This is a genomic window from Marinomonas gallaica (assembly GCF_049821165.1).
Lineage (GTDB): Bacteria > Pseudomonadota > Gammaproteobacteria > Pseudomonadales > Marinomonadaceae > Marinomonas > Marinomonas gallaica.
The window spans coordinates 1,444,221-1,470,674 of the sequence record NZ_CP187511.1 but is presented as its reverse complement, the minus strand read 5'-3'; the positions used below and the strand labels follow the sequence as shown (position 1 = coordinate 1,470,674).

Sequence of the window (26,454 nt, the reverse complement as noted above, 5' to 3'; positions counted from 1 at the left end):
CAATTATTCAGCAGAGTCGTCTGCAGCTTTGTCAGCAGCAGCTTCTGTTGGTTTTTGCTCTTCACGCTGTGGAGCACGACGCTCTTCACGGCTTTCAGACGCTTTGATTGGAGACACTTCAGTTACCGCATCTTTACGACGGATAACTAGGTTACGGATGATTGCATCGTTGTAACGGAATGTGTCGTTTAGCTCAGCCAAAACACCTTCAGACGCTTCAATGTTCATAAGAACATAATGCGCTTTGTGAATTTTGTTGATTGGGTATGCAAGTTGGCGACGGCCCCAGTCTTCAAGACGGTGTACTTGACCGCCATCTTCAGTGATCAAGTTAGTGTAACGCTCGATCATTGCTGGTACTTGTTCGCTCTGATCTGGATGAACCAGAAACACGATTTCATAATGACGCATGATTGCTCCTTATGGGTTCTTAGTCTCCACGCTTTCCCCGTTAAAAAGCTGTGAGACAAGGAGTAGAATGTACGGGGATGCGCATTATATACTCACCCAGCCAAGATAAAAAGGCCATGCGAGTATTTTTTAACCTTTTAAAAGCAATGCGTCGCTCGCACCCGTCCCTTTATCTGATATGAGAAAAGGGAGCGATGCTCGACAGAATGCTTTTTACTCGCTATGTTGACCGAAGCTCACTCTGATTCAACTTCTTCAAAGCAAGGATCCGCTATGCCAGCATTCGTATATTTACTGCTGCCTATTCTATTTTGGTCTGGTAATTATGTATTAGGTCGACTTACTGTATCGGGCGGTATTGACCCCTATACGATCTCTTTTTTTAGATGGGGTTTTGCGTGTTTACTCATTATGCCTTTTGCTTTGCCAAAGATCCGTAAAGACTGGCCACTTGTTATCAAACATTGGCCTATGCTGCTCTTTTTTGCCTTTCTAGGCATCTGTAATTACAACCTATTTTTGTACATTGGTTTGACGTCTACTACCGTGACTAATGCGGTGCTGCTTAATTCCATCATGCCTGTGATGATATTGATTACCGCGCGCTTACTGTTAGGCAGTAAAACTAGCCAGCTACAAAATGTAGGGATCATCATTTCAACCATCGGCGCAATCGTCATTGTCAGCCGAGGCAGCATGGATACCCTATTACATTTGACCGTTTCTAAGGGAGACCTTTGGATTATCACAGCCGCAGTGAGCTGGGCAGTCTATTCCGTATTACTCATTCGACGTCCTGGCATGCATCTCTTAAGCTTCTTTGCTGTCACCGCCATAATGGGGACCTGCATCCAATTCCCGCTCTATGTTTTATTTTCACACACCGAAATTAGCACCCTCACGACCGCTAACTGGGGAGCCATTCTATATATGGCCATCTTTGCCTCTATCGGCGCTTTTATCTGCTGGAACGTCGGCATCCAACAACTGGGTGCTGCAACCGCTGGCCACTTTGTACATTTATTACCGGTATTCAGCATTTTTCTCTCAATCATCTTTCTCGAAGAAACAATTCAGAGCTTTCACGGTATTGGTATCATGTTGATATTTTCAGGAATCGGCATTGCCACGATACTGAATCAACGTGTCAAAAAACACGCTCTTACTAAGTCTTTTGGCGATTAAGTCGCGCACTTAATAGCACACTTATAAAAATCAGAACCGTCCCAGATATGGCCAGCCAATCTGGGACATGCCCCCAAATTACCCATCCCCAAAATCCGGCAAACACAATTCCAATGTAACTTACTGGAGACACAACACTTGCCGGGGCATAGGTATAGGCCAATGTATATAAATGCATGCCAACGTACAACGTCACCGCGACCACCAATACCCATAGCCACGTATCCGCCGGCAACGCCAAACTTTCGCCTTGGACCAACGCAAGAGGCAATGACAATAAGGCAGAAAACGCAAAATACACAATCATCGTTTCTTGGCTAGACACATGGGAACTCAATACTCGTGTTGTCACCATAGAAAACGCCAAGCCAACCGCCGATAGCAAACCGATAATATGCCATGGATTAAAGTGCTCTGGGGTCGGATTAATGACCAAGGCCACACCAATAAAGCCAATAATGAGGGGCAACCAGCGCGACTTAGGAATAAAGACTCGATGCATCAGCAGCACGACAAAAGGCACACATAACGGCGCACAAGAGCGTAACAATGAGGCTTCAACTATCGGAATATGATTTAAAGCCCAGTAATAAAATAAGAACCCAAGAAAGCCACCAAGACTGCGCAGAAAGTGCGCTTTAACAATATGCAGCGGACGACGCTGCCACTTCCCCCACATTTGCGGAATCAGAATCACAATACAAAACAAGCTCTGCCAGAAAACTAAAACAGGGACGGCAATTTGCGTCTGAACCTGCTTTGCGGCCACTGCCGTTACAGACATAATCAGAGCATACGCCAAGGTGGCATAAATCCCCTTTTTAACCAAATATAGATCACTCACCGAGTGCGTCCTTAATAATGTAACGACTTATCGAAATAACTGGGTACAAACACATATAACCAAACGTTGCTGTCAGTCACTGTGCTTATAGACCAAGATACTGAGCAAAAAGCGAGCCTGACTCTGGTGCAGATAACGCTTGCACATCAACCAATGCCTGTACCTGACCATGCTCCACTAGCATAACTTGACCACCTAACGTTTTCGCATCGTTTGGAGCGTGCGTCACCATCACCGTCGTCCAGTTAAATTGATGCGTCAGTGAACGCACTAACTGCAGCATTTCATCACGTAATCGGGGATCTAATGCACTGAACGGCTCATCTAACAACAGCACTGGCTTGTCACGCACCAACACCCTTGCAATCGCTACACGCTGCGCTTGGCCACCCGACAATTGCTCAGGAAATTTTTGCGCAAAACCCAATAGCTGGGTCTGCTCTAATGCCCACTTTAGTTTACTATTTTGCTCATTTGTTAAGCGCCTTGTTGGCGACATACCAATAGCCACATTATCCCAAACATTTAACTGCGGAAACAAATTATCACTTTGAAATAACATCGAAACAGGACGCTCATAGGGAGCCAAATGATCCAGCTTTTCCCCTGAGAACTCTATTATCCCTTGCCCAGATAAGTAACCACCTAATAAAGACAACAAGGTACTCTTACCACCGCCACTGGGCCCTAAAATACTGGTAATGCCAGCAGGCAACTGAGCTTGATAATCGGCCTGAAAGTCTTGCCAATGGTATTGAATATCAAATGACAGCACGACGCCCTCCCACTAAACGGGTAATACCATAAAATAATGCAAGACACAGCAAAATTAGCACAACGGCAACACAGCCACCCTGTTCCACTCGATACGAGCCAATCAACTGGAACAAATACATAGGTAATGTCTCAAGCCCTTTTGAACCGAATAATGCCACCACACCCAGATCTCCTAAGCTTAACAGCACCGCATAAGCCAACCCCTGTGCCATAGCAGTACGTATCTGCTGCCACTCAAGTCGTAAACGCGACCAGCCAAAAACTTGCAGCTGCTCATAAAGATGACGATAACGTTTTTCTTGCTGATACAGGGTTGGCATGATGGCACGAAGTACGAACGGTAGCGCCATAACCGCATTCACCCACACAACAATCCAATAGGCATGCCGAAGACTGATACCAAGATGACGTAATAACAGAAACAACCCTGTTGCTAATACGAGCCCCGGCACCATCAACACCAAATTGCCCGATTGCTCTAACTTATCCGCTAACCAGTCCCCTCTACTACGCCAGCGTACGCTGCGCGCTAACGCAGCAATACTAAGCCCAATAACAAGCGCCAATAGCCCAGAAGGCAAAGCAATGCGCACGGAATGCCAAACCGACCACCATAAATCGTTTGCCTGCAGTGTGTGCCAGAAAAGCGGGCTCACTATGGGCGATAATATGGCAATAAAAGGCGGTAACACCCACAACAAAACGACACTGAGTGACAAGCCATCAATAACGTTAGGTAGCACACCTGAGCGTAATGGTAAACGCTGACCTTGGTACACACTCACATCTTGACGCACAGCGGGAGCAAACTTATACACAGCAAGAGCAACCGTACTGCATATAGCCACCTGCAGCAGAGACAAATAGCTCGCTTTATTCAAATTAAACTCAAAACGAAGTGCTTGGTAAATGGCCACTTCCAGCGTACTGGAGCGTGGTCCACCGCCTAGGCTTAATACCACAGCAAAACTTGAAAAACACAACATAAAGACCAGCAAAAACAACCCTGGTAGTGTCTTTTTCAAATAGCTCCACTCAATTAGATGAAACGCCTGCCAGCGTGAAAGCCCCAGCTGACTTGCCAAGCGCCATTGTGAATCCGGTATCAATCCATAAGCCTGTAAAATAACCCGCACGGCAAGAGGCATATTGAAAAACACATGTGCGAGCAGGATCCCACCCAGGCCATACAGCGGGAACGCAAAACCAAACACACTGGTAAACCAGCCATGACGACCATAGACCACAACAATGCCAAGAATCGCAACAATGGTGGGCACCACCATCGAAACAGCAAACAGGTTTAGTAAAGTTTGCCGTCCAGCAAAACGACGATGATACAGGCACGACGCTACAGGAATCGCCAACGCCATACTGAGCAAAGCACTGAGGCTCGCCTGTAAAAAGGAGAACCTTACTAATCGCCAGATATAAGGATCCTCTATAAAACGCCCCCAATCACTTGGGGACGCATAAGAGAGCAAGGCCACAAAAGCGGCCATTGCGACAATGAAATACAGCGCTACACCCAGCCAAGCTGGACGTAAATGAGAGGAAAGTATCAAAACTTAGCGAGTCGTCGCCTCAAGCCATTCATTCACCCAAGCTTGACGCTGCTTAGCCACTTGTTCTGCAGGTAACGTCAACACTTTTGTTGCCTCAGGCAACGTTGAAAAAGCTTCAGGTAATGGCTCGATATTGTTCATCACAGGATACATCCAGTTGCCCGTCGCGACGACACTCTGAAACTCTGGCGCCAAAATAAACTGCATAAACTCTTCAGCCAGTGCTTTGTTTGGTGCGCTGTTCATCATTGCAGCCACTTCAATTTGAGGGTAAAAGCCCTCACTGGCTTCGGCCGCTTTGTACTTATTCTCACCTTCGGCCACCATATGATACGCGGGTGACGTGGTGTAGCTCAGCACAACATCCGCCTCGCCTTTTAAAAATAAACTGTAACCGTCATACCAACCTTTGGTCACAGTCACCGTGTGCTCAGACAACTGCGCCCAAGCATCCGCCGCTTGCTCACCGTACACCGACTTCATCCAGAGCAACAAACCTAAACCTGGTGTACTGGTGCGTGGGTCTTGGTAAATCACTTTAAGGTCTTGATTCTCAACCACGTCTTTTAACGATGTGGGCGGTGTTTCAAGCTTCTCACTGTCATAGATAAACGCAAAATAGCCTTGATCAAACGGAACAAAATACTCATCACTCCATCCATTAGGTGTCTGTACGTCAGTCGTATCCACATTATGCTTAGCTAACAAATCGGTCTGCTTTGCCGACTGCATTAGATTAAGATCTAACCCCAATAACACATCGGCCTCAGAGGCCTCGCCCTCTAACTGGACGCGCGACAAAATACCTACCGATGAATCCAGCGCCACGAAGTTCACTTCACAGTCGCACTGCGCTTCAAAACGGGTTTTGATTTTAGGGCCTGGGCCCCATTCGGATGCAAACGAATCGTAGGTATACACATTCAGCGTATTCGCTGCTGCTATAGACGACGCCAACAGCGCTGCCGCTGTCACCGCAAAAGATTTAAAAGACATAGTCGCTCCATAAATGAGCGGCGTATAACTGGATGGGCAAGGTATGAAGGGCTTGCTATCTCAATTCCTACGCCAGCATGATCTGGTTCAGGTTCAATGGGTTAGCCGGAAAAGCTTCTCAGTGGCTACATCGCCACACCCCATGAGATAAAACGTCGCTATTCTAACAGACCCTTAAGAGATGTCTAAGTATTGTAAAACACGCTCTAAAGCACCTTGATTCGATCGAGCGTTGCTAAGGGCTTTTTGCCCCATGGCTTGTCGCTTCGTGAGGTCTTGCAGTAAAAGCAGTTGGTCCACCAATTCGCCCTCTGATCGAACTCTCACTGCGCCACCATCGTGTATCAGTGATTCAGTAATGTCGGCAAAGTTAAAGGTATGCGCACCAACGATCACTGGTTTGGATAAGATCGCCGGTTCAATCGGGTTGTGCCCTCCCCGCTCGATCATGCTTCCCGCGACAAAGACCACATCAGAGATAGCGAAGTAGCGCATCATTTCGCCCATACTATCACCGAGCAGCACGTTTGCCTGAGCCCAAGTATCCAGCGGATCATCCGAGCGTCGAACGGTCTGAAAGCCTTGCTGTTGACTGAGTTTATAAACTGCTTCAAAGCGCTCAGGGTGACGTGGCACAAGGATTAACTTAGCATCGGGGACTTGCTGTAAAAGGGCTTGATGCGCTGCTAAAAATTGTAGATCTTCCCCTTCATGGGTGCTGGCGGCAATCCAAACAAATTCATTCTTCGGTGCAATGGCTTGACGCCAAACGGGTACCTCACTGTCTTCTGTAGGGGAGATATCAAATTTGATATTGCCCACTACGGAGACATCTGTTGCACCAAGCGCTTTAAAACGTTCAGCATCGGTTGCCGCGTGGGCTAAGAAACGATCAGGCAACGCCATTAAAGGCCTAGAGAAAAATCCAAACTTCTCGTAACGCTTAGCGGAACGTTCACTGAGGCGAGCATTGATAACTTGAATCGTCATGCCCTTGGCTTTTGCCGCTTTTAATAGGTTTGGCCAAAGTTCCGTTTCTATGATTGCCAATTGCGGGCAGGTCAGTTGCTTCAAGGCGCGCTGTACGCATACCGTATGGTCTAGAGGTAAGTAGCGATGCTGGACGCGTCCAGCAAACCACTTTTGTACTTGCGCTTCACCAGTAGGCGTTACGGTTGTTACCAATAACGTTTTATTGGGGTGCTGGGTTAGCCATTGCGTAATTAAGGTTTTGGCTGCCAAGACCTCACCGACCGACGCACAATGCAACCAAAGATCGGCTTTCATTGGCCCCCATTTACCGAGCGCTTCCGCAACGCGGTAATTGTCATAGCGTTTATGGAAGCGCCAGATACGTCGTGCAATAAAAGGCGTTGCAACAACCAATAAGAAACGGTACAGCCACATACGCTTATTCTTCGTTGAACTGATTTTGATGCAATTTGGCGTACGCACCGCCTTGCTCAATCAATTCTTTGTGGGAGCCAACCTCAATAATTTGACCGTGATCCACCACCGCTATTATATCGGCGTTTTCTATGGTTGATAATCGGTGAGCAATGGCGATGGTTGTACGATTCTTCATTAAGCTATCTAAGGCTTGCTGGATAGCACGTTCGGACTCTGAATCCAATGCTGAAGTTGCTTCGTCTAAAATCAAGATTGGGGCGTTTTTCAAAATAGCTCGCGCAATGGCGATACGTTGACGTTGGCCACCCGACATCAATACACCATTCTCACCGACCATGGTGTCTAAACCGTGCTCGAAGCCCTGAATAAACTCCCACGCATTGGCGGCTTTTGCAGCGTTAATGACATCTTCATCTTGAGCATCGCGCAGATAGCCATAGGCTATATTGTCACGAATTGAACCATTAAATAACACGACATTTTGATTCACTAAAGCAATTTGGCTACGTAAACTTTTAAGGGAGTATTCACGGCTATCTTGCCCGTCTAATAACAACTCTCCGCCTTCCACATCGTACAAACGCGGCACTAAGTTCGCTAACGTTGACTTACCACCACCCGATCGCCCTACCAAGGCCAATGTTTTTCCGGCTGGCAACAGTAAATTGATATTTTCCAACGTCAAACGATCACTGCTTGGGTATTTGAAACTTAAGTTGCGCCACTCAACCGACCCTTTTGCGTTGGATAGTTCTTGCTTACCTGCGTCCACCTCTTCGGTCATATCAATGAACTCGAAAATGCTTTGCGCTGCTGCAATACCCTTTTGCAAAATACTGTTTACATCGGTTAGCTGGCGCGCCGGTTTGCTGAGCATACCGGCAGCGCCAATAAAAGCAACAAAATCACCAGCTGACATGTTCTGACTAAGACTTGGATCTAACGCTAGCCATATCAATAAGGCTAACGAAATCGCTACCAGAAATTGTACAACCGGAATATTCAGCGCTTTCGTAAGCTCCATTTTGAGCTGAGAACGCTTGTTATCACCAGCCGCTTGGCGAAAACGATCCCGCTCATACTCAAAACCGCCAAAAATTTTAACGACTTCATGCCCCTTAATTGACTCAGAAGCGACATCTGATACGCCACCCATGGCATTCTGAATGTGTTTACTAAGCTTACGAAAACGCTTTGATGCATAAGAAACCACAAAGCCTATGATGGGAATAATCAATATAAACAGTAGCGATAGACGCCAGTTGGTGTAAAGCATATAACTCAATAAACCAACGACGGTTAAGCCTTCGCGTAGCAGTGTTTTAACGGCTGAAGTCACCGCGCCAATCACCTGTTCGGTGTCATAGGTCAATTTAGACAGTAAGCGCCCTGAGGGCATTTCGCTGTAGTAGCTCGTCGGTAGCAAAACCAGTTTATCAAACATGGTGGTACGTAAGTCATAGACGACTTTGTTGGCAATTTTCGCCATGAAGTAACTACCAAAAAAGGTACCGATACCACGCAACAGGAATATCGCCAAAATAGAAGCAGGTATTATAAACCGGTTTTCCTCTATTGAGCCTGAAGAGACTACATCAACAATGTATTTTAACTGTGCAGCCAGAGCAGGTTCCATCGCGCCATAGAGCATGTAGCCCATGACACTGACTAAAAAAATGGGCCATTGAGATTTAACGTACCCCAATAGACGCAAATAGATCTTAACGCCAGACTGAGGCTCTGGAGTTTGCTGATCAGGTGACGTCATTAATTATTCGCCTTTTCAATAATCGAAGTCGTAGAATATCCGTCAACAAAAGAAAGTACTTTCACTTCTCCGCCATGTTCTAACACATGTTCGGCACCCACGATGGATTCAATCGTGTAATCACCACCTTTTACCAACACATCAGGTGTTAACGTCTGAATAATTTCTAATGGTGTATCTTCATCAAACCATGTGACCCAATCGATCGAGCCAACGCCTTCGAGCACGGCCATACGATGTGTTAAATCGTTCACAGGACGCTTCTCCCCTTTAAGACGTTTGACCGAGGCATCTGTATTTACGGCTACGACTAAACGGTCGCCTAATGCTTTAGCTTGCTTCATATAGGCCACATGGCCCGGATGCAATATATCGAAGCAACCATTGGTAAATACGATTTTCTCACCATTTAACTGAGCCAGTTTAATTTGCTCTTGCAGAGATTCAGGTGACAGCACACCAAAATTGGTCGAATGAGACCGCGCAAACATGATCGCTTCTAGCGTATCGGCATCTATTGAGGCGGTACCCAGCTTTCCTACCACATAGCCAGCTGCTTGGTTTGCGTAATCGACCGCGTCGGAAAAGCGTTTGCTCGTCGTATAAATAGCGGTTAACACCGCAACGACCGTGTCACCTGCGCCGGTGACATCAAAGACTTCTTTCGCAGCGGTTGCTAGGGAAAATGAGTTTTTGCCCTCTTCAAGCAAGACTAAGCCATCTTCACCGCGTGTCACTAACAGAGATTGCCAACCGAAGCGTTCACGAAGCTCAAGTCCCTTTTGCTCGATCTCTTTAAGATCGGCACATTTGCCAACGATTGCCTCAAACTCAACCATATTAGGCTTAACTAGCGTGGCCCCTTGGTAAATAGAGAAGTCGTCACCTTTCGGATCAACAAAACTCGGAACGCCCGCTTCGTTCGACAGACCAATCAAGGTGCTCACGTCGGCTAAACAGCCTTTGGCATAATCAGAGTAAATAACTGCGTTTGCATCAGGCAATAAAGCAGCGACTTTATCGGCTACCGCTTGGTTTTGGCTTAACGTGTCTTCACGTTCTTCAAAATCTAAGCGAATCAATTGTTGATGGCGACTGATAACACGCAGTTTGGTGATCGTCGGTAAACTGTCTGTTGTGACAAAATGACACTCAACACCAGACTGAGTCAGAGCATTCTCTAAAGCCGTCGCATTCTCATCCTGTCCCACTACACCGACTAGAGAAACGCGAACGCCTAGCTTCGCGAGACCTAATGCAACGTTTGCAGCACCACCAGGACGGTCTTCAACGCTTGAAACTTTGACAACCTGTACCGGAGCTTCAGGAGAAATACGTGAAGTGCCACCATGCCAATAGCGATCTAGCATAACGTCACCAACGACAAGGATATGTTTATTCTTAAAGTTTAAATGTGAGGATATCATGGCGCTTTTCATCGATTTTTGAGGGCAAACATCTTATCATAACCGCCTTTCAATTTGGACTCATGTGAAATTGATCAACATGGAAATGCCTAAAACCTTGCACAAACGCATACAAAGCTGTGCAGACCACGTCTTTCAAGGTCTGATCCCAAACTGGGTAAACTACGGTTTTACTCCTCAGGGTTACAGTTACGAAAGTCTAGCGCTTAACTGGGAACATAATCCAGTTGGGCGCATTCGGCTATTGACCCAATGTCGTCAACTTTACACACTCAGTCACGCATCAGAACTGGGCTACCTTAACGGTTTTGAAGCACAAATCCGATCCTTATTTACGTTTACTGTCGAGCAATACTTTATTGATGGTCGGTGGATTTTCTCTCGTGATGACGAGTTAAATACCCTCGACCAAAAAAGTGATGCCTATGCGCTCGCTTTTGTAATGCTAGCTTTCAGCCATTACTACCAGCTAACAGGCGACCAAACGGCACTGCAATACATCGAGCTAACCGAGCAGTTTTTAGAACAAAATATGCGCCACCCCAATGGCGGGTTTTACGAAGCGTATCCTATTGAAACGCATATTACTCGCCGTCAGAATCCACATATGCATTTACTGGAAGGCTTTGTTGCGGCGTATCATGCAACCAAGCAAGCAAAGTACATCACACATATAGAACAGATCTGTGAACTGGCACATCAGCATTTTGTCGAGCCACACACACACACCTTGCGAGAATTTTTTAAGGCCGATCTAACACTAGATGATGAAACGGGGCACTTGGTAGAACCAGGACACCATTTCGAATGGGCATGGCTACTGCACCAAACGCATAACATCACCAATCGCCAACAGGATTTAGATTTAGCAAATCGGCTGTGGCAATCAGCCATTCAATTTGGCCAACCAAGTAATGGCGGCATCATTAACAGTTTTGATGGCAATACTGGTGAAACAGTCGATGCCGAAAAACGCATCTGGCCAATTACCGAATATCTTAAAGCTTGCTGTGTAATACCTATGTCATCAGATGAGCGCTTTGCACGTATAGAGACAGCCTTAGCGTTTATTCAAGAACAATACTTCCTTGATAATGGTCGCTGGATTGAATATCTAGATGCTCAAAATCGCAGCAAAGGCTTTCCTCTCCCGGGTACAACGGGTTATCACATATTTCTTGGCCTAGCAGAAGTGCTAAAATGGCAGGATTCATAAGCATGACAGGATACGGACTATGTACATTGTAACTGGCGGCGCCGGCTTCATCGGCAGCAATATAATTAAAGCGTTAAACGACCGTGGCATTCGTGACATTTTGCTGGTTGATGATCTAACGGATGGCAAGAAGTGCCTTAATTTGTCCGATTTAGACATTGCAGACTACATGGACATGTACGACTTCCTAGATCTAATCAAAAAAGATGCCCTGAACATCCAAGCGACAGCGGTCTTCCATGAAGGCGCATGCTCTGCGACCACTGAATGGAATGGTAAGTATGTAATGGACGTCAATTACCAATATTCAAAAGCGGTTTTGAAATGGTGCCTGGATCATAAAGTGCCATTTTCTTATGCGTCATCGGCTTCAGTATATGGCCCAGGCCCTGTATTCCAAGAATCGCGAGAACATGAACAGCCATTAAACATGTACGCATTCTCTAAATTCCAGTTCGATCAATATGTACGTGAGATCTCTCCAAAAGCCACATCCCAAATTGTTGGCTTCCGCTATTTTAATGTCTATGGTCCGCGTGAAAACCATAAAGGCAACATGGCAAGCGTTGCCTTCCACCTAAGAAATCAAGTACTGGCTGACGAAAACCCTAAACTGTTTGGTGCCTACGATGGCTATGAAGCCGGCGGCCAAAGTCGTGACTTTATCTATGTAGAAGACTTGGTAAACACGAAACTTTGGTTCTTGGATAACCCTGAAAAATCAGGCATTTTCAACCTCGGCACGGGCAATGCAGAACCTTTCAAAACCATTGCTGAGACTGTTATTGGACATTATGGCAAAGGGGAAATTGAATTTATTCCGTTTCCTGAACACTTAAAAGGCGTTTACCAAAGCTTCACGCAAGCTGACATCACTAAGCTGCGCGAGGCTGGATACAATGGTTCGTTCCGCGGTCTTGCTCAAGGCGTGAAAGATTACATGATGTGGCTAGACCAACGTGGCTAAATATCTCATTGTAGGCCCTTCTTGGGTCGGCGACATGGTCATGGCGCAGAGCCTCTTTAAAAAAATTAAAGAGCAAGATGTGGACGCCATCATTGATGTCATCGGCCCCGCTTGGTCAAGCCCTATTCTAGAGCGTATGGAAGAGGTGCGCCAAGCGATCACCCTAAAAACAGGGCATGGCGAATGGGGTATTAGCACTCGTAGAAAATTGGGGAAATCACTTCGTAACGAGCAGTACGATGAAGCCATCGTGCTGCCCCGCTCATGGAAGTCTGCATTAGTTCCCTTCTTTGCAAAGATCCCAAAGCGGGTTGGCTATCATGGCGAGCAGCGCTTTGTCCTGCTGACTGAACGTCGCAAGTTAAATAAGAAAGTACTTAACCAGACAGTGAAGCGCTTCACTTCCCTTGGGGTCGCTAAGAAAAATGCCTACCCACCAGAGTCATTGCCAAACCCCGTGTTATCCATCAATACAAAAAACCAAGCAGCACTCTATAAAACGCTAGGATTAGACACCCAACGACCCGCCATTGCCATGATGGCAGGGGCTGAATACGGTCCCGCGAAACAATGGCCTATTGCTCACTTCCATGATCTTGCAGAAACGTTGATAAAGTCAGGCCATCAAATATGGGTGCTTGGAGGTCCGAAAGATATTGAAGATGCGCAAGCCATCATTAAAGGTCTTGGACAACACGCTCATAATCTTTGCGGCAAAACCAAGCTCGTTGACGCCATTGATTTATTGGCCGCCGCCAAAGAAGCGGTCAGCAATGATTCTGGACTGATGCACGTTGCAGCAGCGGTTGGCACTCGAGTACACGGTATTTATGGCTCCACCAGTGAGCTCTTTACACCGCCGCTCACAGACAACAAGGTAATTCACAACTTACATTTGGACTGCGCACCCTGTTTTAAACGCACTTGCCCACTTGGTCATACCAATTGCTTGAAGCAGCTGGAGCCTAAGCAAATTATCCAGTCCATTGAACAAGCCTGCTAGGACGCGTATTTATGACCAGTAATTCAAAGCGAGCAACGGTTACAGCAGCGCTCATCGTTAAAAATGAAGAGAAAAATCTAGCCAGTTGCTTAAACAGCTTAGCCGATTGGGCAGATGAAATCGTCATTTTAGATTCAGGCAGTAGTGACAAAACACAAGATATTGCACTGAGCTATACACGCCATTTTTATGTAAAAGACAACTGGGAAGGCTTTGGCAAGCAACGCCAAGCTGCACAAGAATACATTACCACTGATTATGTCTTTTGGATTGATGCGGATGAAATCGTCACGCCAGAGTTAAAACAAAGCATTTTGACAGCCCTTGAACAAGGAACCAGCAACACAGCGTATAACGTGAATCGTAAAAGCTGGGTCTTTGGACGTTTCATCACTCATTCAGGCTGGTACCCTGATCGTGTCACACGACTCTATCGCGTAGCAGAAGGCAACTACTCGGATAACTTAGTTCACGAAAAAGTCTTGCTTAAAGACGGCGTCGTAACTGAAAATCTTAAAGGGGATATGACACATTACACCTATGAAAACTTGCATCATTACCTAGTAAAGTCCGCCTCATACGCAAAGCTGTCCGCAGACCAAAAACAAAAACGAGGAAAAACGACCTCGTTAAGCTCTGCCAGTCTGCATGCTTTTGCTTGCTTCGTGAAAATGTATTTACTCAAACGCGGTTTCCTAGATGGCAAACAAGGCTTTTTGCTTGCCATTCTGTCAGCTCACTCTACTTTTGTTAAATATGCTGATCTTTGGGTGCGTTCACAGCCCAATAAACCTAAGGATCACGTTTAATCAAGCGCCTGATAGATTTTAAGCAACTTGCTAACATGTACGTCTTGATCGAAGTGTTGTTTTGCCCTATCTCTTGCAGACAGGGCAAGTGACTGCCTTTTCGAAGTGTTTTCACAGAGCTCTGTTACGGCCTTTGCTAAGGCGTCTGAGTCAAATGGATCGACCAATATCCCCGTGTTTTCTAAGATTTCTGGGATAGCGCCTGCATTTGAACCAATAATAGCTTTCCCTTGGGCCATCGATTCGATCACCGTTAAGCCAAACGCTTCCAAATGCGAAGGAATAACCACCACATCAATAGAGGGTAGTAACGTTTCAGGCTCTGGAGTAAAGCCGTAAAAAGTGATGCGTTTGTCTAGCTTATGCTCACTAACGTACTGCTTCAGCTTGTCAATATACCCATCGTCGCCACCCTGTTTAGCGTTTAAACCACCAATAATAACTAAATGAAAGCGTTCCTCTTCCAGCTTTGCCATCGCTTTGATGAGCTCTAAATGCCCTTTACCTGGCGATAAACGGCCGACAATGCCTACAACAGATACATCATCACAAAGCTTTAGTTGTGACTTTAAATCGACACCCGCTTGGATACGTTCTGGTATCGATGTGCCAAGCCAAAGCGCTTGAATCCGGGCATCAGCAATCGGCAAGGCCTTTTTATTAAACGCTAATGTAAAGTTACTGATCGACAACAGCTGATCAACATTACGATAAATAAAACGATGAAAAATGTCTTTTTTAGGCTTCTTAACACCCATGTGGTCTGTATAAATCAACTTGAAACCACACAGTTTCTTTAGTAATACAGCTAAAAATAGGTCTGACGATTTATGACAGTGCACATATTGAATATTGTGTTGCTTGATCCATTTAGCCAATGAAAAAAGATTGCGATATCCATGCCCTCGGCTGGAAATTGCCAAACAGTCATCAAACTCCCCTGACATTGCTTCATCAATGGAAGATTGAGCTAACGCAATACCATAAACCTTGTGGCCGACCTGCTTCATTTGCTTACCCACACGCAATGGATACATTTCAAGCCCACCAAAACCATAGGACAAACACATATGAAGAACATTCACGTCTACTATTTCCCTATTTGCTGTGTATACCAGTTTTGAATATCCGAGAATCGATCTTTCACAATCAACTGAGACAGGTCGTCTTGCTCTTCATTAGGCATAAAGGGCAACCAACGCCCAGCACTATTCAAGGTCTGCCATCTCAGTGGCGTAGAGGAACGTTTTTTGGGGTAAAAACCAATGGTCGGTACGTCTAAGGCACCGGCGATATGCAGTGGCCCTGTAGAGCCTGCAATGAATAAATCTGCTACCGCTATCGACCGCATAAAATCTTTTACACCGTCGTTTTTGTCATAAAGAGTAATTGAGGCCACTTTGCCGATGAGACTATCGACTAATGCCTTGGACACCTCTCCCTCACCAGGTCCTGCTGTGACTACAAAATGAAAACGGTCTATATCGTCTAAAAAACAAATAAGTGACTGCCATTCGGTTTGAGATAACGTGTTCGATGACCCGCCAGTAACTGGGTGAACAAAGCAAGTTTTTCGATCAAACTGGATGCCTATTTGCATCAATTTAGCTTTTTGTTGCTCAAGCTCAACTTGAGAGAATTCAAGTAAACGATGAGGTTCAATCACCCTAGATGAACCTTTCAGGACGTCAATAAAATAATAAGCAAGATCGAGGTTATATTGGAATTCCGCTTTTTCAGACTTTGAACGACGCTGACGTAACGTATGAGTATATAAGAATTGTACCCATTTGGTCGCAGGTGCAACACGAACAGGGATGCGAGCTTTACGTAGCAAGGTCGCGTTATAAGCATTGGAAAAAAGACAAAGTGCTGCGTCAAAATGTAACGTACTGATGGTTTGAGCAAAGTCACTTTTGGCTTCATTGTCTTTCGGATCAATAAGTACGTCATCAATCCATTCACATGCCTCAGCTATTTCTTTTGTGTAGGAAGGAACAAGCGCGGTAACAGTGGCCTGAGGAAACGCTTCCTTGATTGCTTTGAAGGCGGGCAATGCAAGTACAAAGTCCCCAATTTTATCATTCCGAACCACTAATATTTTCATCAAAAAAACCACAACCGCTAACATTGAAGACCTTGCCGTCGCCAAGACTCGCTCATATTAAAAGTGCGAAATTGATTGGGCGAACGATCAGAAATAGCTTGTAATTCTAAAGCTATTTCTGTCGCAAGTAGAGTAATTTAGCTAATTTAAACTCATCTCACACATGCTGAATTGGGAAAATTTACCCACAATGTCTAGGCGTCCACACCAAATAAGTCACGAGTAAAGACTTTATCTAATACATCATCAAGGTTATCAGTGACTCGATTGGCAATGATCACATCGGCTTCATGTTTAAAACGAGCCAAGTCATTCACGATACGCGAATTAAAAAAGCTACTCTCTTGCATCACCGGCTCATAAACAATCACCTCAATGCCTTTTGCCTTAATTCGCTTCATTACTCCCTGAATAGCTGACGCACGAAAATTATCGGAGCCAGACTTCATGACCAGACGATAGATTCCGACCACCTTTGGCTGGCGCTTGATCACTTCATTTGCAATGAAGTCTTTACGTGTGACGTTGGCATCGACAATGGCTCGAATTAAGTTATTCGGCACTTGATCGTAGTTAGCTAATAATTGTTTAGTGTCCTTAGGTAAACAGTAGCCGCCATATCCAAAGGATGGATTATTGTAATGACTGCCGATACGAGGGTCTAAACACACACCTTCAATAATCTGACGCGTATCCAAGCCGTACATAGAAGCATAAGAATCCAGTTCATTAAAATACGCTACGCGCATAGCCAGATACGTATTCGCAAAAAGCTTAATCGCTTCCGCTTCCGTCGAGCCTGTAAGAAGAATATCAATGTCTTGCTTCTCTGCACCTTGAGCCAGTAAATTTGCAAAGAATTCAGCACGCTCAGAACGCTCCCCCACAATAATACGTGATGGGTGTAAGTTATCGTACAATGCTTTTCCCTCGCGTAAAAACTCGGGAGAAAAGATTAAATTTGATGTCTTAAATCTCTCTCGAGCTTCGCGCGTAAAGCCTACCGGCGTTGTCGACTTAATCACCATAGTGGCATTAGGGTTAAAACGGACAACGTCTTTAATCACTGACTCGACGTGCTCAGTATTAAAGTAGTTTGTTTCCGGATCATAGTCCGTCGGCGTTGCAATGATAACGAACTCAGCGCCTTCATAAGCCTCTATAGGATCTAATGTCGCTCTAAAGTTTAGCGTTTCATTCGCTAAATAGCTCTCCACTTCATTATCTTGAATGGGTGAGGTGCCTTGATTTAATAATTCAACTTTTTCACGAATAACATCCAATGCAACCACTTCATTATGCTTCGCCAACAATAAAGCATTTGAGATACCTACGTACCCTGTTCCCACTACTGCAATTTTCATTTACTGTCCTCAACCAGTGAACTCTTTTGCGTAGTGTGCGGGAGAAAGATAACAACCCTGTGACGGTCTAAGCGTTTAAGGCATTTAGTTGTTTGAGCATGCGCTTAGCCCATTGGCTCCACGAACCAACATAAACATGCTTAGCTTCCAGTCCGGCATAGTTCATGGCTAAGACGTTGTGGCAAGCGGTGACACCTGAGCCGCAATAATAAACGATCGGTTGCTCAACATGCTCAAGCAGTCGAGTCCATTCCTCCAGTAACAGGCTCGGAGTTTTCATTTCGCCTTTTTCATTAAGATTACGGCTAAACGGGCGGTTCATGGCACCTGGTATATGGCCCGCTACTGGGTCCATCGTTTCATTTTCGCCTTGAAAACGATCCTCGGCACGAGCATCCAATAATTGAAAACGATCTGCTTCGAAATTAGCTGCGACATCGTCCTCTGATACCAACCATGGGTAGCTAACCTCTACACGCTGATCACTTTTAGTTGCTTCATTAACTCCTGCCTCGATCATGAAACCAGCCGCTTGCCATGCTGGCAAACCACCATCAAGAACACGCACTTCAATGCCCTGTTGCACCAACATCCACCAAGCACGAGATGCGATCGCTCCGCCCATATCATCGTAGACAATCACTTGGGTATTTGGTCCAATTCCCAGCTGAGACAACGTAGTACTAAACGTCTCAGGACTTGGTAATGGGTGTCGTCCGCTTAATGCTGTTTCCGGCCCCGCGAGTTGGTGATGCAAGTCGACAAATAGCGCACTGGGAATATGCCCGACTTCGTACAACTCACGTCCCTTATCATGATCGGTCAGGTAAAAGCGGCTATCCAGAATGACTAAATCAGGCTGATCTATCATGGCCTGTAGTTGTGTGGCTGAAATCATCGTTGGCAGAGCCATAGAACACCTCTTAAATCGGCTTTTTAAAGGAACTAAAAACAATAGCCTACTGCGATTAGCGTGCGTTTGCTATGATGCTTGCGCATGGACTTTAGAAAATATGACAATGAAACGAATTGACCAACTACTCACCGAAAAACAGCTTTGTAAATCACGTTCTCAGGCACAAACTTTTATCAGCCAAGGAAAAGTCTTGATACACGATAAAGGTCAATGGCAAACCGTTGCCAAGCCTAGCTTAAAAGTTACTGAAGACATCGATATAAAGCTGGAGCTCGACGAAGAAGACCGCTACGTATCACGTGGCGCGCTCAAGCTTGCAGGTGCACTGTCTAGCTCAAAATTAAGCTTGGATGGGTTCACTGTATTGGATGTTGGGCAATCTACGGGAGGCTTTACAGACTGTGCTCTGCAGCACGGAGCCAGTAAAGTAGTCGGCGTTGAAGTCGGTCATGACCAGTTAGATGCTCGCCTGCGCAATCGAACAGATGTGATTTGTTTGGAGGGCCTCAATGCCCGAAACCTAACGCTAACAGATTTGGGAGAGCATTTTCCTGAATCGGGGTTTGACGCCGCCGTCATGGACGTGTCGTTCATTTCGCAGACAAAAATTTTGCCACAACTGCCTGCACTAATACGCCCAGGTGGCTATTTAATCACACTGGTCAAACCGCAGTTTGAGTTAGGCAAAGACGCGATAGGCAAAGGTGGCATTGTCAAAGACCAGCACCTAGTACAGCGACTTGAAAAAGACATGAAAGTCCTAATCGAACAACTTGGTTTTGACACCCTCGGCTATGAGAAAAGTGTCATTAAAGGCGGTGATGGCAATCAAGAGTTTGTGCTATTCGCTCGACGCCACTAAGGAATTATGGGTTACTTGAATACAATGGAGTAGACGTTACTTCTGGTTTACGAAGTGCGTCTTTCTGCTCCAGTTTATTAAGATAACGGCGAGCCATAACGAAGCCGACACAACCAAAAATAACAGAGCTCATCGCCTGCCCCAGAATAATGCCCTCAGCCCCCATCAACCAGCCAAATATAATGATCAAAGGCCAAGTTCCGAGGATGGCTCGGCCAAAATTCAATAATGTGCTACTAAGTGGTCGACCTAAGTTATTAAACACGGCAATCGCGATAAAAAGCAGACTTTGGAAGAAAAAACTGAATGATCCATAGGTTGCAAAAAAACGGATAACACTAGCCGTTTCACCCGTAGCATGAAAAATATTAATCAGAAAATCTTGTGATATATAAAGTATAGAACATAATACAAGACAGTAGATAAAGGCATAAACCACGGCACTACTCACGGCATTATGCATCCGCTGAAAATAACCAGCACCATAGTTTTGCGCTAAAATAGGTCCAACTGCACCTGATAGCGCAAATAAGCCGCCAAATACCACGGGGACAATACGACCAACAATCGCAATTCCTGCCACTGCATGATCTCCGAACTGAGCAGCGTAGCCCATAACAATGGCGTTTGCTAACGGTGACGACATGTTGGTCAGCATCGCTGGCACAGCAATCTTGGCAATGGGTTTTAAGTCTTTAACACTCTCAAGTAAATCAAATTGACCCAGCATTTTATGCACAGTCACGACACCATAGTAGCTCACTGCCACCATGGAAAAACGCGCCAATAAAGAAGCGATTGCGGCGCCATCAACACCTAGGCCAAAAACAAAAATCAGAATGGGATCTAACACAGCGTTTACAACACTGCATATCAACGTAGCGTACATCGCTCGCCGGGCATCACCCAGCGCTCGCATAATACCTGAAGCGATCATGCCAACCATAACGGCAGGCATACCTAATAACAGTATCTGAAGGTAGCTGGTGGCTAAATCTAGGGTACGAAAGTTAGCCCCAAGAAATACCAATAAATCGGGAATTCTTGGCCAAAGGAACCATACGACCATACTGGAAAAAATAATGCCCATTCCGAGGACATTAGTGGCGCGACGCTTCGCTAGTTGATAGTCACCCTCACCAATCGCCTTAGCAACCAGTGCAGTCGCAGCAACGGCTATGGCAATGCTGATGGACACCGTAAAGAACATGATGGTACTGGCAAAACCTACCGCTGCCACGGCTTCACGTTCGTCAAGCATCGACAGAAACAGCATGTCGACTAAGTCCACCATAAACATCGCCATCAAACCTAACGCGCCTGTAAACGACATGATGGAGACATGTTTCAAGGTAGAGCCTTGAGTCAGTTTTGCCTGTTTCGGCATGAATACCCTCGAACAAATAAGCGCGACGCGCAGATAGAAAAAAGGCCGAACGAAGTCTCGCTCGGCCTTGCTATTGTCGCACCTTTTACAAGGTGATAGAACGTTGGAATGTGGAGTTTTTAGTGAATACCACGGTCAGACTTAGCGAAGACAATTTTTTCAACGTCGGCAAAGCGCTCAGCGAAATGCACCGTCATATTCTCTTTCACCGAATCGGGTAACTCTTCGAAATCACGACGGTTGGCTTCCGGTAGAATCACTTCGGTGATTTTGCTGCGTTTTGCCGCAATAAGTTTCTCGCGAATGCCTCCGACAGGAAGAACTTGGCCAGTAAGCGTTAACTCACCTGTCATAGCAAGCGGTCTCTGGATAGGCTCTCCTTTGGCAAGAGACATCAATGCCGTTGCCATGGTAATCCCCGCACTAGGCCCATCTTTAGGCGTCGCCCCTTCCGGTACATGTAAATGCACCATACATTTATCAAAGAATTCTGCATTCTTCTGATAGCTCTTGGTGTGGGACAATACATAAGAGTAAGCAATTTCAGCCGACTCTTTCATCACATCGCCAAGCTTACCCGTCAGTTTTAGGCCTCGGCTTAAGTCGTGCACTTTATTGGCTTCAACAGGGAGCGTCGCGCCTCCCATAGACGTCCATGCTAATCCCGTCACCACACCAACACCGCGTAATGTTTTCTCATTACGGAAATACGGCATTCCGAGGAACGTTTCTACATCTTTAACACCTACACTGATACTGTCTTTTTCACCTGTCATCAGCTGAACCACACTTTTACGTAGAATCTTTTGCAAGAGCTTATCTAACCCACGTACGCCCGCTTCACGTGCATAGGATTCAATGATGTATTTCAATGCCGCATCCGTGATGTTGAGTTGTTTCTTAAGCAGCTTATTTCGCTTCAAGAGCTTCGGCCACAGGTGCTGTTTGGCGATCGCCAGTTTCTCTTCACCAATGTAGCCAGACAAACGAATCACGTCCATTCGGTCCAACAGGGGAGCTGGAATGGTATCCAGCTGGTTTGCCGTACACACAAACAATGTTTTTGACAAATCCACGCGCATATCAAGATAGTGATCTAAGAACTCGACATTTTGTTCAGGATCAAGTGCCTCCAGCAACGCTGACGCAGGGTCACCATGGAAAGACGAACCGATTTTGTCAATCTCATCCAGCATGATGACAGGGTTTTCGACTTGAACGTCTTTCAGCGCTTGAACAAACTTACCAGGTAATGCACCGATATACGTTCGGCGATGGCCTTTAATTTCAGACTCGTCGCGCATACCACCCAAACTAAAACGGTAGAATTCACGGTTGAGTGACTCCGCAATGGATTTACCAATCGAGGTTTTACCAACACCCGGCGGACCAACGAGCAACATAATTGAGCCGCCCATTTCTTGGCGATGAGCGCCCAAGGCTAAAAACTCAATAATGCGGTCTTTTACATCGCCTAATCCGGCATGATGCTCTTCAAGTACCTCACGCGCTTTGTTTATGTCTAAATTATCCTCTGAATGTACGCCCCAAGGAATAGACGTTGCCCAATCAAGGTAGTTTCGGGTAACACCGTATTCTGGGGAGCCCGATTCCAAAATGCTCAACTTATGCAATTCTTCGTCGATTTTCTTCTTCGCCGCATCAGGAACCGTTTTATCAGCCAAGCGCTCTTCAAACATCTCCACGTCTGACGTACGATCATCCTTGGAAATACCAAGCTCTTTCTGAATCACTTTAAGCTGTTCTTTTAAGAAAAACTCACGTTGATGCTTGCTGATTTTGTCATTCACTTCAGCACTGATTTCATTTTGCAGGCGCGCAATTTCGAGTTCTTTTCGAAGTAACGTTAGTGAGGTATTTAAACGCGGCAAGATCGGTAACGTTGCCAATACATCGTACAACTCTTGCGGCTCAGCGGAAGTAATAGACGCGGCAAAGTCAGCTAGTAGCCCAGGCTCGTTAAATGAGAAACGACCTAGATACTGGCGTAGATCTTCACTGAAAAGAGGATTTAAACGAATCAATTCTTTGATCGCATCTAGAATGGCAATCGAATAAGCCTTAGATTGATCATCACGCACTTTAGAATCACTGATGTAACGCACTCTAGCGCGATAAGGTGCTTCAGTACTAAGCCACTCCACCACTTCAATACGCTTTAAACCTTGCGCTAAGAAGGTAATCTTGTCGTTCGTTTTTTCAGCACGATGCGTCTTGGCAACACAGCCTATCTCGGAAAAGGTTTCCACTTTAGGCGCGCCTTCAGCTTGACGCTCCGCATAAATTAAGCCAACGACAGCTTGTGGTTGATCTGCGATGTACTCAAGGGTTTCTTCCCAAGGTTCAGCGTCGACCATGACAGGTTGTACTTGAGCCGGAAAAAAGGGGCGGCTCGATACCGGTAAGATATATAAAATTTCAGGAAGGACATCATCTGGTAACGCGAGTGCGCGAGGATCACTGATGGACACTTCATCGTTTTCAACAAGATTACTTTCTGATGGGTCAAAATACTTTTCGTCGTCACTCATAAGTTTCTATCTCTATAGGAATTGACTCTTTCGAGTCATTCTAGGAACAATAAAACTTATGTAGTGACGTTTAGAAAAATTACAATCCAAGAATGTCAGCTACGCAATTCATCCTTTATCTTTGCAAGCGTTTTTGGACTAGCCTCGTAATGCTAAAAATGCACCCGCCCCTGCCATTAGGCCACCTGCGCCACGGTTCAAACGTTTTACAGCGTGAGCAGATTTCATCAAACGACGCGCTTGCGAGGCACCAAATGAAATCATCGTCAAACCTAACATGAGTGCTACAAATGCCAAACCTGAAGCCAGCAAAATATCTTGGCTATTAAGCAGCGTAACATCCATAAAGGTCGGTAAAAAGGCAATGTAGAACAGCACCACTTTAGGGTTAGAGGATGAGATCAAGAAACCTTGCAGCGCAGCGCCCCAACCTTGTTTACGAGAGCTTTCTTGCGTCTCCGAAGCCCCTATCTCAATTGGTGCCGTCCACATTTTCCATCCCAAAAATAGCAAATAAGCCGCACCAATATAACGAATCGCAGTAAATACAACTTCCCACTGCTGCGCGATTGCCGCCAAACCAAAACAAGCCAACACTAAATAAAGAATATCACCACAGGCCATACCTGCAGATAACGGTAACGTTTTAACAACCCCGTGAGTCAAACTCTTCGCTAGAATGGCAAATACTCCTGGGCCTGGAGTGATGCTAAAAATGAAAATCGCAATAAAAAATGTCAGTGCACTTTCAAGACTCATGTTCTTGCCTCCTCAATACCGCAACTTAACAACACCATTCGAGTGACAAACTGCTTTGCTTGCATAAAATCTTCCTCTTCAAGTGTTTCTTTCTGCAATAAGATTTTTACCTGCGCATCGAAGTCTGCATACGTTTGCGTCATGGCCCAAATATTAATAAACAGATGCTCAACAGAAACAGGCTTCATCAAACCTTGTTCAACCCATGTATTAATGGTCGACTTTTCTTTTTGCAGCTCTTCTACGAAATAACGACGTAAGTAATCAAGCACGAACGGCTCTTCGCCAATCAGGGCCATTGCAAATACTTTTGACGCATTAGGATTCAACCGTGATTGCTCTAATTTCTCGCTGATGTAGCGCGTCAAATTATGACATGGCCCTAACTCAACATTAAACTGGCTTACTGAGTCTAGCCATAGCTGCAAAATACGTTCTAAAACCGCCTCTAATAGATCTTTTTTAGATCGATAATAATAGTGAATATTCGCTTTCGGCAAACCCGCTTCATCAGCAATCATCTGGGTAGTCGTTTTAGCCAACCCTTGTCGAGCGAAAACTCGTTCGGCAGTACAGAGAATTAATTCTTGGTTTTGCGCACGAATATGGCTTTTCAGCTGATTTTTTGGGCGTTTGGAGGAATCAGACATAGTCGCCTCAATAGCATTCTAAAAGATTTAGGGGATAGGCGAATTATAGGGGCAAACGTTGGGAGTTAACATTAAAAAAGGGGAGCAAAGCTCCCCGTTCCCCTCACAACAGTCAGGTGCTAGGCGACACCCTTTGTGCTGTTGTACCACGTTGGCTCAGTTTGCAGAGTAAGCCTCGACAAGCCGATCTTGTTGCGCAAGACACAACAAAACTTGAATATTTGGTCAGAATACACAAAACCATTTGACCCTGCAATAAAAAACCTAACCGATCGTTCAGTTTTATTAGCTAGCGAGAATTACTTTATTACGGCCTTTACGTTTAGCTTGATACAACGCTTGATCTGCTCGCTTCAATACGTCATTTGGCGCTTCACCCGTATTCACAAATGCCAATCCCATACTGACCGATACAGACACCTCTTTGTGTTTAGTTTCAGTAGAAACATCCAGACGCTGTAGATGGATTTCTTCGCGAATTTGCTCAAGCACCACTTCAGCATGCTCAATTCCGCGACCTTTAAAAAGCAATGTAAACTCTTCACCACCGTAGCGATAAACCGATGCTGAGCCAGAGTATCGTTGCATCACTCTGGCAACCTGCTTCAACACATCGTCGCCTTTATCATGCCCATAGGAATCGTTAAATTTTTTAAAATGATCAACGTCCAACATGGCCAACGCATAATGCCTTGGCAAAGCGAGCATTGCCTCATTCAATGCTCTACGACTCGGTAGTTGTGTTAATTCATCACGATAAGCCATGCGATGACTCTCCGACACCACAAACCACACCCAAACTAAAATTTGCGCGCTGCGTACTGCGGCATCTTGATGGGCTGTAAAAGACATGCATTCAATCAACAGCAGTGACACCAAGCTGATCAAGACCGCCGTAGAAAAGCCATCCGCATGGCGCCACCAAAAAATAAGACTGGTCATGACCGTGAGTCCGATCATCAACCAGCAAAGCAAAGAAGACAAAGTAATGTTTACAACGGGAACAAGAACCGCTAAGAAATTAAAATTAATGACGCCCTTCTCGTAGCTCATACTCCAAGCCACCAGCATCCCTAAAAACAAAATACGATTAAAGCCATAACGATTGAAAAAACCACGTTCGCGAAGTAACAATAAAAGCCCTAATCCTATGGCTGCAATCGTCGTAAAGCTATTTGGTAAATCATGATTCGAGACGTATGGATAAAACGTTGGCAATAGCAGCAATCCGCCAGCCAACAACACTTTGCCGCGATTAAAATGCCATGCCATAAACACCATAACAACGGAAAGCACATAAGGAAGCCATGGCAACAGATCCAATGCCAAAGCAGGGAATTGTGTTGTGTAAACACTGGCAAAAAGACCCGCCAACAAAATGAAAAGAGGAATTAACAGAGAACCTGTTCTTTGAGGCATTATCGAACCTATCGAACCTATCGATCAAACTAAATCAATATCTTGCCCCGAAAGTGGGAC

Annotated in this window: 23 protein-coding genes and 1 riboswitch; of the genes, 6 read left to right on the top strand and 17 right to left on the bottom strand. The window is 45.5% G+C overall.

Annotated features, from left to right (window positions below):
* Positions 1-3: 3 nt before the first annotated feature.
* Positions 4-411: a 30S ribosomal protein S6 gene (rpsF, locus tag ACPUEK_RS06815; protein ID WP_067030857.1), complete on the bottom strand. Its 408-nt coding sequence runs from the start codon at positions 409-411 to the stop codon at positions 4-6.
* 273 nt (positions 412-684) lie between these two features.
* On the opposite strand from rpsF, the gene ACPUEK_RS06810 reads away from it, so the two are divergent.
* Positions 685-1,596, top strand: coding sequence for a DMT family transporter (locus tag ACPUEK_RS06810; protein WP_425642760.1), 912 nt, complete (start codon positions 685-687; stop codon positions 1,594-1,596).
* On the opposite strand, the gene ACPUEK_RS06805 is transcribed toward ACPUEK_RS06810, so the two are convergent.
* The 7 genes from ACPUEK_RS06805 to hldE form a co-directional block, all read right to left on the bottom strand.
* Complete coding sequence (locus tag ACPUEK_RS06805) at positions 1,577-2,440, bottom strand: DMT family transporter (protein WP_067030863.1); 864 nt, start codon at positions 2,438-2,440, stop codon at positions 1,577-1,579. The genes ACPUEK_RS06810 and ACPUEK_RS06805 overlap by 20 nt on opposite strands.
* Before the next feature lie 85 nt (positions 2,441-2,525).
* Complete coding sequence (locus ACPUEK_RS06800) at positions 2,526-3,215, bottom strand: ATP-binding cassette domain-containing protein (RefSeq protein ID WP_417504539.1); 690 nt, start codon at positions 3,213-3,215, stop codon at positions 2,526-2,528.
* Positions 3,202-4,782, bottom strand: coding sequence for a thiamine/thiamine pyrophosphate ABC transporter permease (thiP, locus tag ACPUEK_RS06795; RefSeq protein WP_425642759.1), 1,581 nt, complete (start codon positions 4,780-4,782; stop codon positions 3,202-3,204). The genes ACPUEK_RS06800 and thiP overlap by 14 nt, the downstream gene beginning before the upstream one ends.
* 3 nt (positions 4,783-4,785) lie before the next feature.
* Positions 4,786-5,778, bottom strand: coding sequence for a thiamine ABC transporter substrate binding subunit (gene thiB / locus ACPUEK_RS06790; RefSeq protein ID WP_425642758.1), 993 nt, complete (start codon positions 5,776-5,778; stop codon positions 4,786-4,788).
* A gap of 46 nt (positions 5,779-5,824) precedes the next feature.
* A riboswitch (TPP riboswitch) is annotated at positions 5,825-5,931 on the bottom strand.
* 21 nt (positions 5,932-5,952) lie between these two features.
* Complete coding sequence (locus ACPUEK_RS06785) at positions 5,953-7,185, bottom strand: 3-deoxy-D-manno-octulosonic acid transferase (RefSeq protein ID WP_425642757.1); 1,233 nt, start codon at positions 7,183-7,185, stop codon at positions 5,953-5,955.
* A 4-nt stretch (positions 7,186-7,189) separates the two neighbouring features.
* A complete protein-coding gene (gene msbA / locus ACPUEK_RS06780; RefSeq protein ID WP_425642756.1) occupies positions 7,190-8,956 on the bottom strand; it encodes a lipid A export permease/ATP-binding protein MsbA in 1,767 nt (588 codons plus the stop codon).
* Complete coding sequence (hldE, locus tag ACPUEK_RS06775; protein WP_425642755.1) at positions 8,956-10,383, bottom strand: bifunctional D-glycero-beta-D-manno-heptose-7-phosphate kinase/D-glycero-beta-D-manno-heptose 1-phosphate adenylyltransferase HldE; 1,428 nt, start codon at positions 10,381-10,383, stop codon at positions 8,956-8,958. The genes msbA and hldE overlap by 1 nt, the downstream gene beginning before the upstream one ends.
* Positions 10,384-10,447: 64 nt before the next feature.
* Here hldE and ACPUEK_RS06770 point away from each other — a divergent pair, with 64 nt between their 5' ends.
* The 4 genes from ACPUEK_RS06770 to ACPUEK_RS06755 are packed head-to-tail and all read left to right on the top strand — an operon-like array spanning position 10,448 to position 14,378.
* Positions 10,448-11,599 (top strand): AGE family epimerase/isomerase, encoded by a 1,152-nt coding sequence (locus ACPUEK_RS06770; protein WP_425642754.1) that lies wholly within the window; start codon positions 10,448-10,450, stop codon positions 11,597-11,599.
* 19 nt (positions 11,600-11,618) lie between these two features.
* Positions 11,619-12,566, top strand: a complete 948-nt coding sequence (gene rfaD, locus ACPUEK_RS06765; RefSeq protein ID WP_425642753.1) for an ADP-glyceromanno-heptose 6-epimerase — start codon at positions 11,619-11,621, stop codon at positions 12,564-12,566.
* Positions 12,559-13,569 (top strand): lipopolysaccharide heptosyltransferase II, encoded by a 1,011-nt coding sequence (gene waaF, locus ACPUEK_RS06760; protein WP_067217383.1) that lies wholly within the window; start codon positions 12,559-12,561, stop codon positions 13,567-13,569. Before rfaD ends, waaF begins: the two co-directional genes overlap by 8 nt.
* An 11-nt stretch (positions 13,570-13,580) precedes the next feature.
* Positions 13,581-14,378, top strand: a complete 798-nt coding sequence (locus ACPUEK_RS06755; RefSeq protein WP_425642752.1) for a glycosyltransferase family 2 protein — start codon at positions 13,581-13,583, stop codon at positions 14,376-14,378.
* On the opposite strand, the gene ACPUEK_RS06750 is transcribed toward ACPUEK_RS06755, so the two are convergent.
* From ACPUEK_RS06750 to ACPUEK_RS06735, 4 genes are all read right to left on the bottom strand, one after another.
* Positions 14,375-15,463, bottom strand: a complete 1,089-nt coding sequence (locus tag ACPUEK_RS06750) for a glycosyltransferase family 4 protein (RefSeq protein ID WP_425642751.1) — start codon at positions 15,461-15,463, stop codon at positions 14,375-14,377. The genes ACPUEK_RS06755 and ACPUEK_RS06750 overlap by 4 nt on opposite strands.
* Positions 15,464-15,468: 5 nt before the next feature.
* Positions 15,469-16,485, bottom strand: coding sequence for a glycosyltransferase family 9 protein (locus ACPUEK_RS06745; RefSeq protein ID WP_425642750.1), 1,017 nt, complete (start codon positions 16,483-16,485; stop codon positions 15,469-15,471).
* Positions 16,486-16,679: 194 nt separating this feature from the next.
* Entirely contained in the window at positions 16,680-17,849 is a 1,170-nt protein-coding gene (locus ACPUEK_RS06740; RefSeq protein ID WP_425642749.1) for a nucleotide sugar dehydrogenase, read from the bottom strand.
* Between the two features lie 67 nt (positions 17,850-17,916).
* On the bottom strand, positions 17,917-18,762 hold the full coding sequence (locus ACPUEK_RS06735; RefSeq protein WP_067217369.1) for a sulfurtransferase: 846 nt from the start codon (positions 18,760-18,762) through the stop codon (positions 17,917-17,919).
* A 106-nt stretch (positions 18,763-18,868) separates the two neighbouring features.
* On the opposite strand from ACPUEK_RS06735, the gene ACPUEK_RS06730 reads away from it, so the two are divergent.
* Complete coding sequence (locus ACPUEK_RS06730) at positions 18,869-19,627, top strand: TlyA family RNA methyltransferase (protein WP_425642748.1); 759 nt, start codon at positions 18,869-18,871, stop codon at positions 19,625-19,627.
* A 4-nt stretch (positions 19,628-19,631) separates the two neighbouring features.
* Here the strand turns inward: ACPUEK_RS06730 and ACPUEK_RS06725 are convergent, their stop codons facing one another.
* From ACPUEK_RS06725 to ACPUEK_RS06705, 5 genes are all read right to left on the bottom strand, one after another.
* Positions 19,632-21,014: an MATE family efflux transporter gene (locus ACPUEK_RS06725; RefSeq protein ID WP_425642747.1), complete on the bottom strand. Its 1,383-nt coding sequence runs from the start codon at positions 21,012-21,014 to the stop codon at positions 19,632-19,634.
* 119 nt (positions 21,015-21,133) lie between these two features.
* The gene (gene lon, locus ACPUEK_RS06720) at positions 21,134-23,566 is read right to left on the bottom strand and encodes an endopeptidase La (RefSeq protein ID WP_067030908.1); all 2,433 of its coding nucleotides are present in this window, start codon (positions 23,564-23,566) and stop codon (positions 21,134-21,136) included.
* A gap of 138 nt (positions 23,567-23,704) precedes the next feature.
* Complete coding sequence (locus ACPUEK_RS06715) at positions 23,705-24,325, bottom strand: LysE family translocator (protein WP_067217362.1); 621 nt, start codon at positions 24,323-24,325, stop codon at positions 23,705-23,707.
* Complete coding sequence (locus tag ACPUEK_RS06710; RefSeq protein WP_425642746.1) at positions 24,322-24,975, bottom strand: TetR/AcrR family transcriptional regulator; 654 nt, start codon at positions 24,973-24,975, stop codon at positions 24,322-24,324. Before ACPUEK_RS06710 ends, ACPUEK_RS06715 begins: the two co-directional genes overlap by 4 nt.
* Before the next feature lie 285 nt (positions 24,976-25,260).
* Positions 25,261-26,394 (bottom strand): GGDEF domain-containing protein, encoded by a 1,134-nt coding sequence (locus ACPUEK_RS06705; protein ID WP_425642745.1) that lies wholly within the window; start codon positions 26,392-26,394, stop codon positions 25,261-25,263.
* Positions 26,395-26,454: the final 60 nt, after the last annotated feature.

Excerpts from the sequence above, each read along its gene's own strand:
- ACPUEK_RS06725 (WP_425642747.1), bottom strand. The coding sequence starts at position 21,014 with ATGCCGAAACAGGCAAAACTGACTCAAGGCTCTACCTTGAAACATGTC.
- ACPUEK_RS06785 (WP_425642757.1), bottom strand. The coding sequence starts at position 7,185 with ATGTGGCTGTACCGTTTCTTATTGGTTGTTGCAACGCCTTTTATTGCA.
- ACPUEK_RS06710 (WP_425642746.1), bottom strand. The coding sequence starts at position 24,975 with ATGTCTGATTCCTCCAAACGCCCAAAAAATCAGCTGAAAAGCCATATT.
- hldE (WP_425642755.1), bottom strand. The coding sequence starts at position 10,383 with ATGATATCCTCACATTTAAACTTTAAGAATAAACATATCCTTGTCGTT.
- ACPUEK_RS06715 (WP_067217362.1), bottom strand. The coding sequence starts at position 24,325 with ATGAGTCTTGAAAGTGCACTGACATTTTTTATTGCGATTTTCATTTTT.
- rpsF (WP_067030857.1), bottom strand. The coding sequence starts at position 411 with ATGCGTCATTATGAAATCGTGTTTCTGGTTCATCCAGATCAGAGCGAA.
- thiB (WP_425642758.1), bottom strand. The coding sequence starts at position 5,778 with ATGTCTTTTAAATCTTTTGCGGTGACAGCGGCAGCGCTGTTGGCGTCG.
- ACPUEK_RS06740 (WP_425642749.1), bottom strand. The coding sequence starts at position 17,849 with ATGAAAATTGCAGTAGTGGGAACAGGGTACGTAGGTATCTCAAATGCT.
- ACPUEK_RS06755 (WP_425642752.1), top strand. The coding sequence starts at position 13,581 with ATGACCAGTAATTCAAAGCGAGCAACGGTTACAGCAGCGCTCATCGTT.
- lon (WP_067030908.1), bottom strand. The coding sequence starts at position 23,566 with ATGAGTGACGACGAAAAGTATTTTGACCCATCAGAAAGTAATCTTGTT.
- msbA (WP_425642756.1), bottom strand. The coding sequence starts at position 8,956 with ATGACGTCACCTGATCAGCAAACTCCAGAGCCTCAGTCTGGCGTTAAG.
- ACPUEK_RS06735 (WP_067217369.1), bottom strand. The coding sequence starts at position 18,762 with ATGGCTCTGCCAACGATGATTTCAGCCACACAACTACAGGCCATGATA.
- rfaD (WP_425642753.1), top strand. The coding sequence starts at position 11,619 with ATGTACATTGTAACTGGCGGCGCCGGCTTCATCGGCAGCAATATAATT.
- ACPUEK_RS06705 (WP_425642745.1), bottom strand. The coding sequence starts at position 26,394 with ATGCCTCAAAGAACAGGTTCTCTGTTAATTCCTCTTTTCATTTTGTTG.
- ACPUEK_RS06745 (WP_425642750.1), bottom strand. The coding sequence starts at position 16,485 with ATGAAAATATTAGTGGTTCGGAATGATAAAATTGGGGACTTTGTACTT.
- ACPUEK_RS06810 (WP_425642760.1), top strand. The coding sequence starts at position 685 with ATGCCAGCATTCGTATATTTACTGCTGCCTATTCTATTTTGGTCTGGT.
- ACPUEK_RS06730 (WP_425642748.1), top strand. The coding sequence starts at position 18,869 with ATGAAACGAATTGACCAACTACTCACCGAAAAACAGCTTTGTAAATCA.